The 16,508-nt window shown below is 68.8% G+C and carries 18 protein-coding genes and 1 pseudogene; 9 read left to right on the top strand and 10 right to left on the bottom strand.

The genetic code is table 11. The annotated features are described in order from the left end of the window. The first annotated feature begins 17 nt into the window (after positions 1–17). Positions 18–1,427, top strand: coding sequence for a hypothetical protein (locus tag ACFWBB_RS29675; RefSeq protein WP_385278431.1), 1,410 nt, complete (start codon positions 18–20; stop codon positions 1,425–1,427). A gap of 559 nt (positions 1,428–1,986) precedes the next feature. Here ACFWBB_RS29675 and ACFWBB_RS29680 read toward each other — a convergent pair. Further along, positions 1,987–2,295 carry a DUF6300 family protein gene (locus ACFWBB_RS29680; protein ID WP_385278433.1) on the bottom strand — a complete coding sequence of 103 codons (309 nt, stop codon included), beginning with the start codon at positions 2,293–2,295 and terminating at the stop codon, positions 1,987–1,989. A 130-nt stretch (positions 2,296–2,425) separates the two neighbouring features. On the opposite strand from ACFWBB_RS29680, the gene tpg reads away from it, so the two are divergent. From tpg to ACFWBB_RS29705, 5 genes are all read left to right on the top strand, one after another. Then, positions 2,426–3,019, top strand: coding sequence for a telomere-protecting terminal protein Tpg (tpg, locus tag ACFWBB_RS29685; RefSeq protein WP_385278435.1), 594 nt, complete (start codon positions 2,426–2,428; stop codon positions 3,017–3,019). 433 nt (positions 3,020–3,452) lie between these two features. After that, complete coding sequence (locus ACFWBB_RS29690) at positions 3,453–4,382, top strand: hypothetical protein (protein WP_385278437.1); 930 nt, start codon at positions 3,453–3,455, stop codon at positions 4,380–4,382. A gap of 562 nt (positions 4,383–4,944) precedes the next feature. Then, positions 4,945–5,178 carry a hypothetical protein gene (locus ACFWBB_RS29695; protein ID WP_385278439.1) on the top strand — a complete coding sequence of 78 codons (234 nt, stop codon included), beginning with the start codon at positions 4,945–4,947 and terminating at the stop codon, positions 5,176–5,178. Next, the gene (locus tag ACFWBB_RS29700; RefSeq protein WP_385278441.1) at positions 5,178–5,450 is read left to right on the top strand and encodes a hypothetical protein; all 273 of its coding nucleotides are present in this window, start codon (positions 5,178–5,180) and stop codon (positions 5,448–5,450) included. The genes ACFWBB_RS29695 and ACFWBB_RS29700 overlap by 1 nt, the downstream gene beginning before the upstream one ends. A gap of 18 nt (positions 5,451–5,468) precedes the next feature. Further along, positions 5,469–5,984, top strand: coding sequence for a hypothetical protein (locus tag ACFWBB_RS29705; protein WP_385278443.1), 516 nt, complete (start codon positions 5,469–5,471; stop codon positions 5,982–5,984). Between the two features lie 559 nt (positions 5,985–6,543). Here the strand turns inward: ACFWBB_RS29705 and ACFWBB_RS29710 are convergent. The 3 genes from ACFWBB_RS29710 to ACFWBB_RS29720 all read right to left on the bottom strand — a co-directional run bounded on the left by ACFWBB_RS29710 (position 6,544) and on the right by ACFWBB_RS29720 (position 7,468). Then, positions 6,544–6,795, bottom strand: coding sequence for a hypothetical protein (locus tag ACFWBB_RS29710; RefSeq protein WP_385278445.1), 252 nt, complete (start codon positions 6,793–6,795; stop codon positions 6,544–6,546). Positions 6,796–7,037: 242 nt separating this feature from the next. Next, positions 7,038–7,202 (bottom strand): hypothetical protein, encoded by a 165-nt coding sequence (locus ACFWBB_RS29715; RefSeq protein ID WP_385278447.1) that lies wholly within the window; start codon positions 7,200–7,202, stop codon positions 7,038–7,040. 62 nt (positions 7,203–7,264) lie between these two features. Beyond that, positions 7,265–7,468, bottom strand: a complete 204-nt coding sequence (locus ACFWBB_RS29720) for a hypothetical protein (protein WP_385278449.1) — start codon at positions 7,466–7,468, stop codon at positions 7,265–7,267. 230 nt (positions 7,469–7,698) lie between these two features. Here ACFWBB_RS29720 and ACFWBB_RS29725 point away from each other — a divergent pair, with 230 nt between their 5' ends. Beyond that, the gene (locus tag ACFWBB_RS29725; RefSeq protein WP_385278451.1) at positions 7,699–7,842 is read left to right on the top strand and encodes a hypothetical protein; all 144 of its coding nucleotides are present in this window, start codon (positions 7,699–7,701) and stop codon (positions 7,840–7,842) included. A 35-nt stretch (positions 7,843–7,877) separates the two neighbouring features. Beyond that, positions 7,878–9,965: a hypothetical protein gene (locus ACFWBB_RS29730; RefSeq protein WP_385278453.1), complete on the top strand. Its 2,088-nt coding sequence runs from the start codon at positions 7,878–7,880 to the stop codon at positions 9,963–9,965. A gap of 283 nt (positions 9,966–10,248) precedes the next feature. Here ACFWBB_RS29730 and istB read toward each other — a convergent pair whose 3' ends face one another. After that, complete coding sequence (istB, locus tag ACFWBB_RS29735; protein WP_385278511.1) at positions 10,249–10,974, bottom strand: IS21-like element helper ATPase IstB; 726 nt, start codon at positions 10,972–10,974, stop codon at positions 10,249–10,251. Positions 10,975–11,071: 97 nt separating this feature from the next. Between istB and ACFWBB_RS29740 the strand changes: the two genes are divergently transcribed. Continuing rightward, positions 11,072–11,362: a hypothetical protein gene (locus tag ACFWBB_RS29740; protein ID WP_385278455.1), complete on the top strand. Its 291-nt coding sequence runs from the start codon at positions 11,072–11,074 to the stop codon at positions 11,360–11,362. Between the two features lie 39 nt (positions 11,363–11,401). Here ACFWBB_RS29740 and istA read toward each other — a convergent pair. The 5 genes and pseudogenes from istA to ACFWBB_RS29765 all read right to left on the bottom strand — a co-directional run bounded on the left by istA (position 11,402) and on the right by ACFWBB_RS29765 (position 16,506). Then, a pseudogene (gene istA, locus ACFWBB_RS29745) lies at positions 11,402–12,876 on the bottom strand (IS21 family transposase). Between the two features lie 118 nt (positions 12,877–12,994). Next, entirely contained in the window at positions 12,995–13,462 is a 468-nt protein-coding gene (locus tag ACFWBB_RS29750) for a DUF2199 domain-containing protein (protein WP_385278513.1), read from the bottom strand. 635 nt (positions 13,463–14,097) lie between these two features. Continuing rightward, positions 14,098–15,738 carry an integrase gene (locus ACFWBB_RS29755; RefSeq protein WP_385278457.1) on the bottom strand — a complete coding sequence of 547 codons (1,641 nt, stop codon included), beginning with the start codon at positions 15,736–15,738 and terminating at the stop codon, positions 14,098–14,100. A gap of 92 nt (positions 15,739–15,830) precedes the next feature. Next, complete coding sequence (locus ACFWBB_RS29760) at positions 15,831–16,232, bottom strand: TnsA-like heteromeric transposase endonuclease subunit (RefSeq protein WP_385278515.1); 402 nt, start codon at positions 16,230–16,232, stop codon at positions 15,831–15,833. Between the two features lie 16 nt (positions 16,233–16,248). Then, positions 16,249–16,506, bottom strand: coding sequence for a hypothetical protein (locus tag ACFWBB_RS29765; RefSeq protein ID WP_385278459.1), 258 nt, complete (start codon positions 16,504–16,506; stop codon positions 16,249–16,251). Positions 16,507–16,508 lie beyond the last annotated feature (2 nt).

Raw genomic sequence — 16,508 nt, forward strand, 5'->3', positions numbered from 1 at the left:
TACCGAAGGGCTGTTGCATGAGCGTCATCATGGTGAACACCACCAACCTGCTGCCGTACGAACCGTCGACCGACCCCAAGCCGTTGCGGGTGAGCTCCGCCGAGGAAACCGAATACGGCTCCGTCAACATCAATGCCGGCGGCGGGATCACCACGCCGGCTTGGTGCAACAAAATCACCGTCCGGGTACCGGTCGGCGCGGGAGCCGAGCACCTCACCACCGAGGGCGCCGACATCAGGACCGGTGCCAGCACCGGCTGGACGCCGTCCGCTCCCGCCGTCTCCGGCGGCTTCGCGGTCATCACCTTCACCCCGGCCCGCGCGGTGCAGTTCACCGGGCAGATCGTCACCCTCACCCTGTCCAACATCGCGGTCAACCGCACGGCGGGTCAGGTCTCCATCGAGATCGTCGAGAGTTCGTCAACGACGAACGGGAGTTTCACCGACAAGGACGCTGCGGTCGAGGTGGACAAGTTCCCGGCCGGGTTCGTGTTCCGGAATTTCGCGCCCGAGAAGATCATGGTGGAGAACGGTGAGGTCGCCGTGCTCCGCTGGGAGGGCTCGGACGCGAAGTACACGATGCACTGGGGCGACACCCCCGCCGGAGTCCTCCTCGACAAGGAACGTGTCTGGCCCACTCCGCGCGGCCTGACCACCGTCACCGGTTTCATGCTGCGCGCCGAAGTCACAGCCGGTGGCGTCACCCTCACCCACACCCTGACCACGGCGGTCACCGTACGCATCCCTGACCTCGTCGTCAGGAACCTCACCGTCCAGGGCCCGGCCACCTTCGCCGACAACGTCAGCCTCAGCAATACCGCGAAGGACCTGACGGTCGCCGGATCGGTGCGCGGTGCGGGCAGCAGCCCGCTGCGGGTCAGCCAGCCCGCAGGCCTGAAGGTCGACGCGGGCCTGAACGTCACCGGGGCGAGCACCTTCGACAACAACGTCACCGTCACCGACGACCTGACCGTCAAGGGCGAGCTGCACGCGCAGGGAATCACCCGGATCACCGACCTGCGCGGACCTTACGAAAAATCGCTGAAGATCAACAGTCATGTCGAAGTCCTCAACGACAACAATGTCACCGTCACCGACGACCTGACCGTCAAGGGCGAGCTGCACGCGCAGGGAATCACCCGGATCACCGACCTGCGCGGGCCTTACGGAGAACCGCTGCAGATCAACAGTGACACGGTATGGCTCAGCGGCAACGATGTGACGTTCAACGGTGGGGTCCGCGTTTCCGGTGCACAGGTCATCCGGGCAGGTGACACCATCCAGGTGACAACCGCCTACTTCGGTTCGACGCGCTACCTGAACGGAACGAGCAGAAACGAGCACGAAGATTGGGAAGGCGATAAGTGGCCTGCCGCCATGTGGGCCAACAACGACTCTGCCGCCAAATTCACGATCAAGAGGTTGTGAGGAAGCTTGCTGCCCGCCACCGCTCGCTGGTTCGAGTTGTCCGCGGACCTGTGCCTACGGCGCGCGCGCCCTGGGCAGGTATTCCTTGAGCTGTCTCGGTTCACAGCCGACTACGATGCGCGTCCAGGAGCTCACCGGACGCGCGCTCGCCCCCTGGACCGCCAGACGCCTGTCGGCGGGAGGCTGTTCGCGATGCAGACAGGGATGTGCCGTCCTCGGCCAAGCCCTCGAAGCCGCTCTTCGAAACGGTGTTTGCCCAAGCGTGCGCCCAGCAGATACAGGGCCTTCTCCAATCGACAGGCCGAATGCCGCAGACCGCGTCCCCTGTCCAGAGCTTCGTTCAGACAACCGTCAACAATGCATGTGATGCCGACACGCTGGTGATCTTTGAAGAAGAGGACGGGTCGAGCCTGGTGATCGAGGTAGGCCGTCACGTTGACTCAGCGCTACTTGAGATCCTCTCGCCTGGTGCGGCCGAGAGTGTCAGGAGAGCGCTGGAACAGGCGTAACGCTCGGCTGTTGACCCGGTGCCCCGAGGTAGACGTCTGCGGCCGACGACTCAGGGCTGGTCGGGCAGGGCGTCCTGCAAGTACCAACCGTGGGCGGCCATGCACTCCTTCGTCCACTCCATCAGCAGGTGTGAGCCCTCCCTGACGCGACTCTCGTCATGACCGCCGTCGTTGGCGAACCACTGCACGAGAAGGCCAGCCGCCGGGCGGTCCACGTCACCGGTGTCGCACACCGGGCACAGCTCCAGGTGGATCGGCCGCCCGTGTTCGTCGTTCTGCGGCGCCACCCCGCTCATGATGAGGTCGCCCCGGCAGCGTGAACACTGCGGCAGCCGGTCGGAAAGCCTGAGCAGATCCATGGCCAGCCCCCTTGCTCTGGACGTGGCCCTCCACCCAAGACCCGCTGATCTATGCCGTCAACCCCTCCCGCAACGGTGGGGCGCCCGGCCACGGAATCTGTCCACAGGGGAACGGATGTCTGCTGGAGGAATGATCGACAGCAACGACACACAGCCGCCGGCCCCGCGCCGCAACAGGGTCCTGGACGCCCTCAAGCGGGCGGAGCGCAAGGCGTTCACCCGGCCCGCGCCCAAATCCGCGAAGGCCCAGATGGAATTCCTCTACACGCGCGCCAAGCGGTCGACGAAGGCCCTGGCCGAACAGCTGGGCGTCTCGCCCCGTACCGTGCAGCGCTACCGCGCCGGACAGCAGACGAAGCCTCAGAAGAGGCTGCAGGCGGTCCTGGTGGAGGAGACCGAATCTCAGTGGCAACCGCAGGTCAGTGCGCAGGCGCGGGAGCGAGCGGCGACCTCCAGCGGCATCATGGTGGAGGTGACGGCCTACTTCGGATTCACCTGCACGGGCAGCTCGGACGACGGCCGCGAACGCACCATCACTACGCCGATCTCGCCCACCTACGCCGCGCAGATCCTCCAGCTCCAGGAGGCCGGTGCGACAGAGGAAGACCTGCATCCGATCGTCGCTGAGGCCATCACCGAGTCGTATTTCACGGATTGGCGCACCCGTGCCGACGGCCTCCGAGCGGATTTCACGCACGTGCGGTCGATAGATTTTGAGTTCTGACGATGCGGAATTCAGGGCCTGCTATAAACCTTATTCGCGGGCCGTCCAGGAGGAGCTCGCCGCCGAAGCCGCGGCCGCCACCGCCCGGGAAGCCGAGCTGCGCGAAGCCGCCCGGGTCGCGGCCCGCGCTGATGAGCTCCAGGCGCTGCGAGCAGACCGAGCCCCGTGAGGGCGACGAAGTCGTCCGGGACGAACTCATCCGCCGCGCCGGGTCGTACGTGCAGCAGGACGTCGACGCGGTGGCTCGCCCACGCTTTGGCCGCGAACCTTGGGCACTACCGCGACCTGGCCGCCCGTGAAGCAGCCGCCGGCTCCTGCCTGCTCCCCTTCTCACCCACACCGCGCTGCTCGCCGAACTCGCCCGCCTGGTCCCGGACACCGACAACCGAAATCCAGGGTCGGCCGCCGCCCCAACAGCCCTATGGTCCACTCCATGCATGCCGAACAGCTCAAGGCCTCGTCGCGGAAGTGGATGACCGCGGCACTCACGGCATTCGCGGAGGGGCCCGAGTCATACGACTTCGCGGTTCACCACGCTGGGATCGCCGCCGAACACCTCCTCAAAGCCTTCCTCGCGAGCCTCCACCCGGCGCTGATAGTCGAGGCCCGGGACTTCGATTCGCTCCTCCACGCCACCGGCCACGGCGCGCACGCCTCAGCCCCCGCGAGTCGGGCAAAGACGATCGGGCTGGTGGAAGCTCATGCCCGAGTCCACAAGATCCTCCGGAATCAGATCCCGATCAACAAGCAGGCGCTGGAGCCCGTCGCGAACGCCCGCAACGGCGTTGCTCACAGCGGCGTTCATGACGTCGCGGAGGTCCAGACGGTCTTCACCACATGCCTGCGGTTGATCGACCCGTTGCTCGCGGAGCTGAAGATCGCTCCGGACGACTACTGGGGCAGCTACGTCCCTCTGCACGACAGGCTGATCGAGGAACGCGTTCAGGCCGCCCGCATCCGGCTGGAAGGCAAGCTGGCCAAGGCACGGGCCATCTTCGAGCAGCGTTACGGACACTTGGCGTCGAAGGAACGGGAGATCGTGCTCGCCACGATCACACAACACTCGCCCCGCTACATGGAACACGACCTGGAGACGACCTGCCCTGCCTGCGGCTCACAGGGGTGGCTCATGGGCGACACCCACATCGAGGAGACGAACAGCCCCGTCGTGGTTTTCACTCCCTACGTCTTCGCCTGCTCCGCATGCGACCTCGACGTCGAGAACGAGGAGTTCTGGCAGCTGGGAGACCTCGGTGACGAAGTTGAACTCTCCGACTCGCCGGAAGACTTCTACGGGAACTGGGAGCCAGATCCCAAGTTCATCCCGGACGACCCGAACGAAGACATCTATCGGGACAGATGAGCGCTTCGGAAGGTGCCGCGCTGACGGAGCGTGAGCGTGACACCGACTGTCACGCTCCTTCGGAAAAGTGTCACGCCCCTTGAATATGTTCCTTTATGTCCGCTTCCCGGGTCCTGGGGGCCTCTCCGGGGCGGATTCGGGGGTGGAGCGTGACACTTTTGATCATGCCTCGCGCACACTCGTGATCAGCACAGAACGTAACGACGACGACGGCCAGGTCGTGGCCCGCGCCCCGGCCTGAACAGTGGAGCCGACCTGTGTCATCTGTGTCATCAACCCCCTGTTTCCCCAGGTGGGCGCACTCATCTGTGTCACTGTTCAGCTGATCTGTGTCATCGCGCGGGCGGACCCAGGTGGACCCAGCAACCGCCCCAGAACCTGGGTACCTGGGTCCCCAGACCGGTGTTTTCGCTGGTGGACACGATCCGCAGCGGCCGCTGGGTCTACCTGGACCCCTGGGTCCCGCACTCTCGTACGGCCGGGTTCGTCCGGAGTGGTCCCCAGGGCCGGGGGCGGCCGATACCGTTGAAGCAGACGCCAGTTCTGCCCTCTGGAGCCCTCGATGAGCGAACAGCCGGCCCCCGCCGACCGCGCCCGTCAGCAGCTGGAGCCCGCGGCCGCCGACGGGTTGCGCGCGTACGCGGCCAAGACCCGCGCCAACGCCGACCAGTTCGCCGCCGTCCTGGAGGACATCGCCACCAACGGCCTGCCCTCGGTGGAGGACTGCACGCCGTGGGAGGAGTTGCGCGAAGCCCACCTCGCCCGGCTCGCCGCCCAGCGCCCGGCCGTCGCCTGATGCCCTCACAGCAGGGCCCGCGCCGCGCCCGGATCGCCTTCTCCGACTCCGCCGCCAAGCAGCTGGAGAACATCACCAGCGAGGCGGCCATCCACGCCCTGGACCGCGCCCTGGTCGTCATCTCCGTCGACCCGGACGCCGGCGAGCCGATCCCCGGCGACACCGCCGGCCCCCAGCTGCGCCAGTACACCGACGAAGTCGAAGCCGTCCGCGTCCTGTACTTCGTCACCGCGCTGCGCACCGTCGTAGTCGTCGCATACATCGAGGTCTAGCCGCCGAAGGAGCCCGAGGTGCCGTCCGACATCAACCAGCTCACCGCCGGCCGACAGCTCACCGGGCTCCGCCAGGTGCTGGACTGCCCCGCCACACCGACCGTGCTCCGCCAGGGCCCCGCCGCCGCGCCGGGGGAGCCGCCGGACTGGCTCGCACTCCTGTGCCCCGTCCACTCCGAGGCTCTGCCCGGGTGGCCGGGCACCGCCGTCGACACCGACGGGCTGCGCCTGTCCTGCGGATCCGTCCTGGACTACCGGTCAGCCGAGCAGTTGCTCCAGTCGCACGCCGACCTGTGGCTGACGCCCCTGACCGGGGTGGACCCGAAGACGTACGCCGGGCTCTGGCCCGACGTCCTGGACCAGGCCGACCGCGTCATGCGCGCCCGCCTGGGCGAAGACGCCGCCGACGGAGACGAGACGCTGCACAGCCTCGCGATGATGCTCGGGATGGCCTCCCGCAACGCAGCCGAGGGCAACCTGTACCAGGCGACCGTTCCCCTGGCCTACTGCGAGACCCTCGCCCAGCGCCTGTAGCCGCGGCTCTTGCACCCAGCAGCCGGCTGCCGCATCCGGTTCGTGGCCGTGCCCGAGGTGCTGCACCGGCTGCAGGTTGCAGTCCCTTGCACCCCTGTCGGCCAGCCGGTTGCAGCGTCGTTGCTGCAACTGGCTGCTGCTCCTGGTGAAGGGTGCAAGACACCTGCCACCGCTCGGGGCCCGGACCCGCAGCATTCGCACGGCCCAGACGGCACACGGGTGCTGCACAGGCAGCAGGCTCGCCCAGCCGGAGCAGCGGCTGCTCGCTGCATGCAGCCGGCGCCCGCTGCGCCGGGGCCAGCAGCAGGGCCGCGGGCCCGTCCCCGCGGCTGCATAAGTTCGCAGATCTGCCATGTTGCGCGCGAGATCTATGCACAGCTGCTGCATGCAGCGTGCGCACCCCGAGCAGTCGTCGGTTGTTCTGCTGCTCCAGAACAAACCGGTTTACCTGGTGCTACCGCCCGCCCGCTGCCCGCCGTCCGGCATCGGCCGCGGAATCCCCGCGTCACCAATCCGTCGGGCGCTCGACTGCATCGGTGGGCCGCTGCGCCCGGGGCGGCTACGCGTTCGCGACTGCTGCCACCGGTGCGCTGTCAGGCTGGCCGCTGCCACGCGAGCGCGCCCGCAGTGCGCAGTCGAAGAACACGTCGACGTCGACGCTGGAGTCCCGGCGGGTGATCTCGTACAGCGTCTTCGTCGTTTCGAAGGTGGCCACGACGGGGAGAGTGGGCTCTTGGTGCGCCTCGGTTTCCACGTCCAGGTGGTGGGCGAAGCCGAAGTGGCGGGTCCGGTCCCGCTCCGCAGCCACCACGCGCTGGTGCGTCTTGCGGGCCGTCGACTGCTGCTCCAGGTGGAGGTTGCGGTGGCCGGGCCTCCGGAGAGCGATGACATTCCGAGGTGGTCGCCCCGGCGGCACACGAGTGGAGCGGGGTCAGGCGGTCCGGGCGAGGTAGCCGGCGGCCGCGTCGGCGAACTGGTCGTGAGCGACCTTCGCGGCCTCGCGAGCGGCGGAGAGCTCCTCGGTGGTCGCCTACGCGTCGCGCATCGCGTACGTCAGCGGATCATCTCGTCAGCCGCAGCGCGCACCGCCTGGTCCTCGATGAGCATCCGCAGCGCGACCAGCGGGCGGGTGACGGCGGACCGGGTTATATGGCTCTCACCGCGCAGGGCCTCGATCCGTTCGGTGCCGGCCTCCTTGAGGACGTCGTCGCCGCGCATTCACTCGCCCGGCGGTGGTCGCTGGCGGCGCAGGCGAGGGCGGCGTCGAAGTAATCAGCACGTCAGAGCGGCTCTGTCAGGACGGTCTCCAGGAAAAAGACCGCGGCAGGCAGCAGGTCCTTGCCAACCGGGATGATCTCCGAGGCCGGAAGGATGAAGCCACTACCGCCGGGTTGCGGATCCGCGCTGGCTGGCGTGGCAAGGACCCCGAGGAGCGCGGCGACCCCGAGGGACAAAGCGGTAAGTGCACCCTTGGTGTTGTTCATGCGCTGCCAACGATCTTGATCGGCTGTGGTTACGCCCGACCAGCGCTCTGAGCGCGCCCTGCGGGCGGTCTGACCTGTGCCTGCCGAGTCGGCCTGGACGCCCGACACAAGGTGGACCCGCCTCGCCATGACCACCACAACCCTGACGCCTTCTGGCGCGCAGCGGTAGTGCTCGAGGAGTGCGTGGTTCTGCGCCCGCTACCACCCGCAATGAGCTGTACGGGTACGGCGTGGCCATCGCGTATTTGGGAGTGCACGGTGAGCAGGTGGACACGAAGTTCGAGATCTGGCGCGAGCTGATCGCCGATATTCACGCGCTGGGTCTGGACTCGTACGGCATTGCGGAGCGAATCCGCTCTTGGCGCATCCCCTGACCGTCCTGTCGGACCCGGCTGCGAAGATCACGCCCATGGATCTCGCTGACGCCCTCGCCGGTCTCGACGCTCACCCCTGGGCCTCCGTCTCGCACGCCTACGGCCCTGCCGAGGACCTGCCCGACCTGCTGCGCGCCCTCGCCGAGGGTGGCGGGGATGCCGAGGAGGCGATCTCGGAGCTGTACTCGTGCATCCTCCACCAGGGGACGGTGTATCCCGCCAGCGTGTACGCCGTCCCCTACCTCGCCCGGATCGCCGCTGCTGCCCGGCCGGGGACGGCCGAAGTCCTCTGCCTGCTCGGCGGGTTGGCCGAGAGCGATGACGAATGGGAGATCGCGCCGGGCGCCGTCCGGGCCGCCGTTGCCACCCAAATCCCGCTGCTGATAACGCTGCTGGCACATGAAGACATGAACGTCCGACTGCTCACCGCCTGGACGCTCGGTCATACCCGGAATGCCGAGGCCGCCCCGGTTGCCCTGTGGAGCCGGTGGACGGCCGAGGCCGATCCCGGCGTCCGGGCCGAACTGCTCATCGCCCTCGGCCGGGTGGACCTCTCCGGCGCCGCCGTCGAGACCCGCGCGCTGCTCGGCGCGGACACGCCCGCGCCGCTGCGCCTGGCCGCGCTCCTCGTCGCTCTGGCCGCCGGGGAGCCGTGGACCGACGCCCACCACGACACCGCGCTCGGCTTGCTGCCCGCCCGCGAATTCACCGTCGACCGGTACAGCATGCACCACCGCGAGCCGCTGCACGCGATCGTCGACAGCCTGCTGCGCCGTGGGACCGAGGCAGACCGCGAGGCCGCCTTCGCCCTGCTGGACGCTGCGCTGCGCGACGACCGCCCCGAAGTACGGGCCGAAGCGCTCTCCGCGGCCGACCACGCCTGCTACCTCTCCCGCAGCGCCCCCCAGCGACTCGTCCCGGCCATCGCCCCACTCGCCGCCGAGTACCCGGCGTCAAACCTGCTCGGCAAGCTCGGCCCAGCCGCCGCCGAGGCCGCGCCCGTCCTCGCCGAACTCGCCGCCCAACCCAACGACGAGGCGGCTGATCAGGCATTGGCCGTGCTCGTCCGGGTCGCGCCCCGACAGGCCGCCCCGCTGCTGGCCCGAGACCTCGACCGGCGCCCCCGAGCGCTCGACGCCGCAGGCGACTTCCAGGCCCCCGCCTTCCCCTTCGACCCGGCTCTGCTCGCCGCCGTCCGCGCACGCCTGGCCACAGACGGGCTCGGCAACAACGAGACCGCCGACCTGGTCCACCTGCTGCGCCAGTGGGGCCCGCAGGCCGCCGCCGCCCTGCCCGAGCTGTATGCCGTGCTGCCCGGCTTCCAGCACGCGGCCACCGCCATCGCCGCCGTGGCAGCCGCCGGCCCGCAGGCCAAACGCGAGCAGGCCGGCGCCGTGCTACGGGCCGCTGCCGGGTCGCTGATGGTGGCGGGGGCCCACCACGACCTCACCGGCGAGACCGACGTCCTGCTCGACGCCGTCACCAAGGCGCTCGCCGCCGGCCCGCGCGAGGTCGCCGAGGCTGCCCAGGCGGCCGCCGCCCTGGGCGCGACGGCCGCCGGGCTGCTCCCCGCCCTGCGGGCGGCCGTCAGCGAGGACGACGAGCCGACCACCCCGCAACTGGACCGCGACATCGCGATCGCCACCGCCCTGTGGCAGATCGACGGCGACGCCGAGGAAGCCGTCACGATCCTGGCCTCCGTCCTCGACCGCACCACTGGCAACCAGCTCTGGTACCGGTGGACCGTCGTCCGCGCCGTCCGCGCCACCGCCCTCCTCGGCGCGGCCGCCCGGCCCCTGATCCCCCGACTTGAACAACTGCTCGACGACCCCGACAAGGCCCCCGCTACCGCCCTCGCCCTGCTCACCATCACCGACCCCGACCCCGACGTCGTCGACTTCGAGCGACTCGCCGAGGCCACCATTCACTCCGCCGAAACCGGAGCGGACATCTCCGGCGCCTGCGAGGCCCTCCAAGCCCTCGGTGCCGCTGCCCTGAGCACCCAACAGCGCCTGCGCGTCGCCGAACTCGCCGAGGGGGACCGGCGCATCGTCGGCTCAGGCGTCGCGAACAGCATCATCCGCGAGGACGAGCGACTGCGCGCCATCCTGACCACCATCTGATCCCGAGGCCCGGGCGGACGAATAATCAATCGCAGCCCCGGCCCGCCCCCGGATGCCGTGCTGCCTGAGATGTCCCGCGTTCTGAACAGACTGAGCCTGCCCCCGCGCTCGCCGATGGTCCGCTCGCACCCCTGGCGGACTGGGTCGTCGGCATGGAACGAGGTAGCAAGAGCCCGAAGTGTCAACGGCCATTGAGATGCCCAGGTGGGTGGCCGTGGGGTGTCCAGGCTGGTGGCCACCAGAAACCCAGGTGTGTGGCCAGTGGTGTTCCTGGGGGTGGGGGTCAGTTCAGGGGGACCACTCCCTTCCCGGCGAGGGCCTTGGCGAGGCGGTGCGAGTCGCCGGTGGTGGTCACGAGGTGAGCGTGGTGCATGAGGCGGTCGGTGCTCGCGCCCGCGAGAGTCTTCGGCATGATCGTGTCGAAGCCTGAGGGGTGGATGTTGCTGGTCACCGCGATGGACCGGCGTTCGTAGGCGGCGTCGATGATCCGGTAGAACGCCTCGGCGGCGTCCTCACCGACCGGCAGCAGGCCAATGTCATCGATGACGATCAGATCAGCCCGGCAGATCCGGGCGACGGTCCGTGCGGTGGACCCGTCGACCTTCGACTTCCCGATCGCGGCGCTCAGCGTCTCCAGGGTGAACCAGGACACCCGCAGGTCGTTTTCGATCGCGGCTTGGGCAAGTCCCTCGGTGAAGTGGCTTTTTCCCGTCCCCGACGGGCCGGCGATCACCAGATTCTCGGCGCGGCCGATCCATTCCAGGGTGGTCAGGGAGTTCTGGGTGGGTTCGGGGATGGTGGAGTCCTCGGCCCGCCAGGAGCCCAGGGTCTTGCCGGTGGGGAAGTTCGCCGAGTGGCGGCGAAGGCGCCGGGTGGCGGCGTCGCGGCCGGTGACCTCCTCGGCTATCAGCAGCCGCAACACCTCGGCGGGATCCCAGCGTTGGGCGCGGGCGGTGGCCAGCACGTCGGGGGCGGCTTTGCGCATATAGGGCAGGCGCATCCGGCGCATCAGCCTGTCCAACTCCTCGGGCAGGGCCGGAGCCTGGGGAAACGTCACGGTCGTATATTCCTTCGCTGGTCGAGGTAGCCGCCGATAGGCTCGGCAGGTGATAAATCTGGTCGTGCGTGGTGATCTCGGGAACGTCGTGGCTCGCGCCGAGGCCGGGTTGAAGTGGACAAATGCCTTCGCGGGTCTGGCCCCGTCGCAATTCCCGATGCTTTTCGCCCTGACCCCGTATGGGGACGCGATGTTCAACCAGCGGCAGATCCCGCTGCTGCAGGCGGAACTCAGCCGGCTTCCGGCCGCTTGTGAGGGCGAATGGGTCGCTCAGGCCCGAGAGTTGTGCCAGATCGTCGAGCGCGGGACGCACCTGTATCTGTGGTTCCTCGGCGACTGACCCAGCTCCACTGGGCTTGAACTGGATTGGGGCCGTTGCCTACTGGCCCAGGGCCTGCCAGCCGATGGTTCCGTTCTGGACGGAGTGGGCCTCGTCCGCGCGGACGACCTCGCCGGCGGGCTTGCTGTCGGCGATGTGTCCCAGGATCGAGAGCAGGTCGTCGTCGGCGAAGCGCCCGGCCGTGGCCGCAAGGCCGAGGGCCTGGTCGACTTTGTCGCTGCCCAGGACGGTGGCCAGCTCGACCGCGCGGGCCATCTTGGCGCGGATACGGACCGCGCCGGCGGGTCCAGCCTCCTTGAGCCAGCGCCCGGCTCCAGGGCCGATGCCCACGAACGCGATCTCCGCCTCCGAGCGGGGCCGCAGCCTCGGCTGGTGGACGCTGCGGCCGTCGGGATGGTCGGGGTAGTGGGCGTCGATGATCTGCGGAACACCCGGGGTGGAGAGCTGGTGGCGCCAAATTTCCGACAGATCACCGGAGTTGGTGCGGGCGGTGATGGAGAGTTCCTCGCCGACCACCCGGCACCACACCTTCGCGCCGGTGTAGCCCGGCGGGGTCGAGTAGCGCACCGCGTTGAAGCTGATCGTGCGGTCCGAGGCGACCAGCCTCTCCTCGCCCAGCGCGAGCGCGAGCGGCTCGATGGGCGCGATGTGCAGGGTGGTGCGCTCGATGTCCAGGCGGTTGGCGGGTATCTGCCCGGTCGCCCGGTGGCGGCGGGAGTTCACCTCATCGCACCAGGTCAGGCAGGCATCGGTGAGCTCGGCGAAGGAGTCGTAGGCGGGCAGAAGGTTCACGCTGGTGGCACCAGGTCGGCCTTTGCGACACGGACCGTGGCCTCCGCACCACCCTTCGATTCGGGGTCGTAGGGCACGCAACTGACCACTTGGCAGCCGTAATGCCGGCCCGCGGCGACCATCTGCGGATGACGTACCGGGATCCCGGCGATGTGCTCGACGGTGACCGTCTTGGCGTTGTCGGTCAGTACATATGTCGGCGCCCCGCCGATCCGCCGCAGTGTGGTGTCCAGGCAGGCCACCAGCGTGCCCAGCGTGCAGTCCCAGACCGGGATCACGACCCGGAACCGTGACCAGGACAGCCAGGCGCAGAACAGCCAGGTCCGACGCCCCGCGATGCGCGGGCCCTCGCCCCAGTCGAACTGCAGCCACCGGCCCGGCTCGGGAATCCACGGGCGGTACGTTCGGCGCTTGCCCGCCTTCCACGCGGTCTTAGCCGTGTTCACCGCCCGTCTCGTCGAGCGTTCGCTGCCCCGGTAGCCCATCTTCACGAGCTTTTCGTGGACGACATCGGCGCGGATCGTCGCCTTCGACTGCTCGACCCACTCCTCGACCTTTTCCAGGAACGCGTCGATCATCTTCGGCCGCGGCTCTCGCTCATAGGGATTGCGCCCGCCGTTGCGGGCCTCGACATACCGCTTGACCGTCTTCGGGTCGTGCCCCGTCAAGGTCGCCGCCGACCAGACCGTCCCGGTCAGGTCGTACGCCTCAAGGATTTCCATAATCTCCGTGTCAGACTTCGTCACAGGACCTCTCCGGCCGGTAGCTGATGCGTGCAAACACCAGCAAACGGTCGGAGGGGTCTCCTCCAGTTACGGAAGTGATCAGGAACACCACTGGTCAGACGGCCGATTCGCTGTCGGCGGGGTGGAGAACGGCTTCGGCGATTTCACGGACGCGCTCCATCGTGATGCCGGTCCGCTGTTCGACTGCGAGGGGGTGATCGGTCGGCTCCAGCTCGATCAAGGGACGCTGTCCGATGGGGCGGGTGTGGACGTGGGTCTTCAAGTTGATGGTGCTGGGCGTGTAAAGGAAGAGGTCGGTGGACAGCCACCCGAAGTACGGCTCCTCGGTTTCACGTCCCGGGGTGTCCCAAAGGTCCGCGGCTCGGGCGAAGTTGTCCCGGCTGAGGGAGACCCATGCGGCCCAGGAGAACACCTCGTCACTGCCGGTGATCGGTATCTCGATCAGACCCTTGACGAAGTAGTGCTGTGCCTGGATTACGCACTGATCCGACGAGAGCAAGCAGTCCGTAGAGTCCGCGAAACTCGGTTCCCAGACGTAGGGGGCCTCGGTCGAGTAGTTCATCGGCAGGTCGACGTGGTGGCTGCCGCAGCACGAGCAGGTGAATCCGGGGTTGCTGGTCATGATCGGAGCCTAGTAATCGGCTCCGATGCAGCTGACTTCAGTGTCCCTGCTCCGTCGGCCCGTGTGCTGCCGGTGGGTCTGCGACTGCCTCGATGGTGTGCGCGATCATGCGGAGTTGGTGGATGAACCACGGCTTGGCGGTGGTGCGGAGGGAGCTTTCGTTGGGGAAACCTGGTGGAGGGATCGGTCCGGTCATCAGGCAGACCGGCCTCTTCTCCGCCCGGCTCCGCGGCGTTCACCACCACTTCTCGGCCTCCTTGCGCGCGTCGAAGATCTCCAGCGGGTGACCTCGGCGAGTTCGCCGAGGTCATCGTCTTCCGCCGGTTCCGGCTCCGGCGTGGGCGTCGGCCGTGGCCAGGTGGGTTCGCTGGTGGCCCGGGTGCGGGCAGCGACCTTTCGGTCGCGTCGCCGGGCCGGCCGGTCCCTTCCCGCCGTCCGGCGGCCAGGCTCGTCATCGGGTCCGTCCGAGGCCCGGTCCAGCAGTTCTGCCGCCACTTGTGCGACGGCTTCCTCGTCCGGCTTGCGCTGCCCGCGTTCGGTCAGGATCTGGTGGGCCCGGTCGAAGACCAGCTCGCCTATCGGGACGGGAGACGTGCGCAGGTGGCGCCAGGTCGCGGTGATCCAGCCCGTGCCGTGGTGATTGCGTACCCAGATGCAGAGATGTCGTAGGGGTCGAAGTGGACCTCCCAGAGCTTGCCGTCCGGACCTGCCCCCGAGGGCTGACGCCGGAAGGGAGCGAGTCCGGGGGCGTATCCCGCCGCTGACACCAGCGCGGCGTACTTCTCGTTCGGGCTCAACGGCCGGTCCGGCATCAGCGGGTCGCGCAGCCCGTCGTGCGGCCTGGCCTGCCAGACGACGATCCACTCCTGGAGAAGTTCCTGGAGCTCGTGGATGGACCAGGCCGCCTGCGCGGCCGGGTCCTTGCCCCACATCTCGGCACTGCGTCCCGTGTATCCGGCCACGTACTGGGCGAACATCGTCGACACCGAGCCCAACGTCCGCTCGATGTGCGGCCTGTCGGTCGGGGTGTCCGGGTGCGCGGGCTGGAACGAGATCCCCAGATGGCGGCAGGCATTGCGGAAGTTGTCCGAGATGAACGCCTTGCCGTGATCGCTGACCACCGTCTCCGGAACGATCACCGGGACCGCGGCGGCCTTGTCCAGCCGTTCGTCCAGAGACAGCAAGGAAGGGTAGGGGAGCACGGAGCGCGACATGCGTAGAGCGTCGGACCAGCCGGGCCGCACCGGTTCCGGTGTCATGGCGCGTGCCAGCAGCAGCGCGGCATCGACCGCCTTCGTCGACGGCCGCAGCACCACGGCGGCCAGCGTCCGGGTGGCCAGGTCGATCAGTCCGGTCAGTTCGCAGCGGTCCACCGTCCCGTGATCGTGGATGACCATGACGTCCAGCGGCGTGGAGTCGATCTCCATCACCTCGCCGGGGCGGGCCGCCGTCAGCTGCCCGAACATCCGCTTCGGCTGCTTGCCCAGCGAACGGCGGGTGCGGGCCGAACCGAACAGATGCTGCCCGGCCGTGACCGCCTCCAGCAGACGGTAGAACGCCGCCCTGGACGGCATCCTGACCACTCCGGCACCGTGCTCGGCAGCCAGGAGTCGTTCGACGCGGCGCCGCAACACCTGCGCGGAGACGGTCGGCTCGTCCGTCCGGCCGCCCGGGATATTCGCGATCGCGTCGACCACCCGGGGATCGGCCCGGCTCGTGCCGGTGGCGGGCTTGCGCAGCCTGCCGTCCACCAGGCCCGCCACCCCTTCGTTCTCGAAGCGGGACCGCATCCGGCGCAGCGTGCTCAGCCCCACCTCCTCACCGCAGTCCCGAAGTTCGGCCACCTTGGCCAGCTCCCGCTGCCGCAGAGAGTGCACCGTCGGGTCGTACTCGGCCCGCACCGGGCCGCCTGCATCACCGTCCGGGCGGCCGGTGAGCAACTCGGTCAGTTGCCGCCTCCACCACTCAGCCCGCTGTGCCGCTTCCTCCGGCAGGCCCTCCAGCACCCCGGCCTCCGGCAGCGGCGGGCGGCTCAGCGAGGTGCTGAGCACGATGAAACCTGCCGACGCCAGCAGGTGTCCCAGCAGCACGACGCTGGCGGCCTGGGCGTCATCGACCAGCCGCACCGACGTGCCGTGCAGGGCGGCAACCGTGTGCTCCCGCCCGTCGTAGCGGACCCTGTCACCCAGCGACAGCAGCCGCGGACGTGCCGGCATCCCCTCCCACCTCCTCCGTGACCGCGGGCACCGGGCGAACCTGCGTGGCCGCCGACACCCAGACCGGCCTCCAGATCCACCGCCAGCTCCCGTCACCAGAGCAGATGGAAGAGCACCGGGAGCACGGCGATCGGATCACCCACCGCACCGACCCTCGCCCACAGACCCCGAGGCCGGGCGAATCCCGCCCGTAACTCCGCCGCCACCGGATTTCGCCGCACTCGCGGATGCCGGTAGCCCGACAACCAGCGCAGATTCGCCGCCAGCACCGGATCGAGCACACCCACCCGCTCGAAACCCCAGCCCACCCGTGCGCAGGCCGCTGCTGTGACCTCGAACTTCACCGCGTCCTCGGGCTCGATCCGATCGTCGGGACGCACGTCCACCACCACACCCGTGCCGTCCCGACGGCGCACGAAGTATTCCGGCGTATGGCTGACCCGCCGAGCCCGGCCACCGGACCGCCACGAGAGTCGGAACGGCTGCGACGCCATCGCGACCACACCCGGATCACAGTCCAGCCGCATCAGCCCCGAGCTCCACCCACGACTCGTAACCCACCAACTCGGCACCCGTAGAAGCCCAGTACCAGCCGGCGAAATTGCGCTGACCCCGGTACGACGGGAACGTCCGCACCTGCCCGGCCGCCTCGAAACGCGCCGACCACATCACCTCAAGCGGCCCTTCATGCAGGTCACCGCGAGCGTCGACATACTCCAGCCAGAAATCCTCAGCCCCCACCAGCCACCCCCACCCGGCGTTGTCCACGT

This window comes from Streptomyces sp. NPDC060000 (assembly GCF_042737375.1).
In the GTDB taxonomy this organism is placed as follows: domain Bacteria; phylum Actinomycetota; class Actinomycetes; order Streptomycetales; family Streptomycetaceae; genus Streptomyces.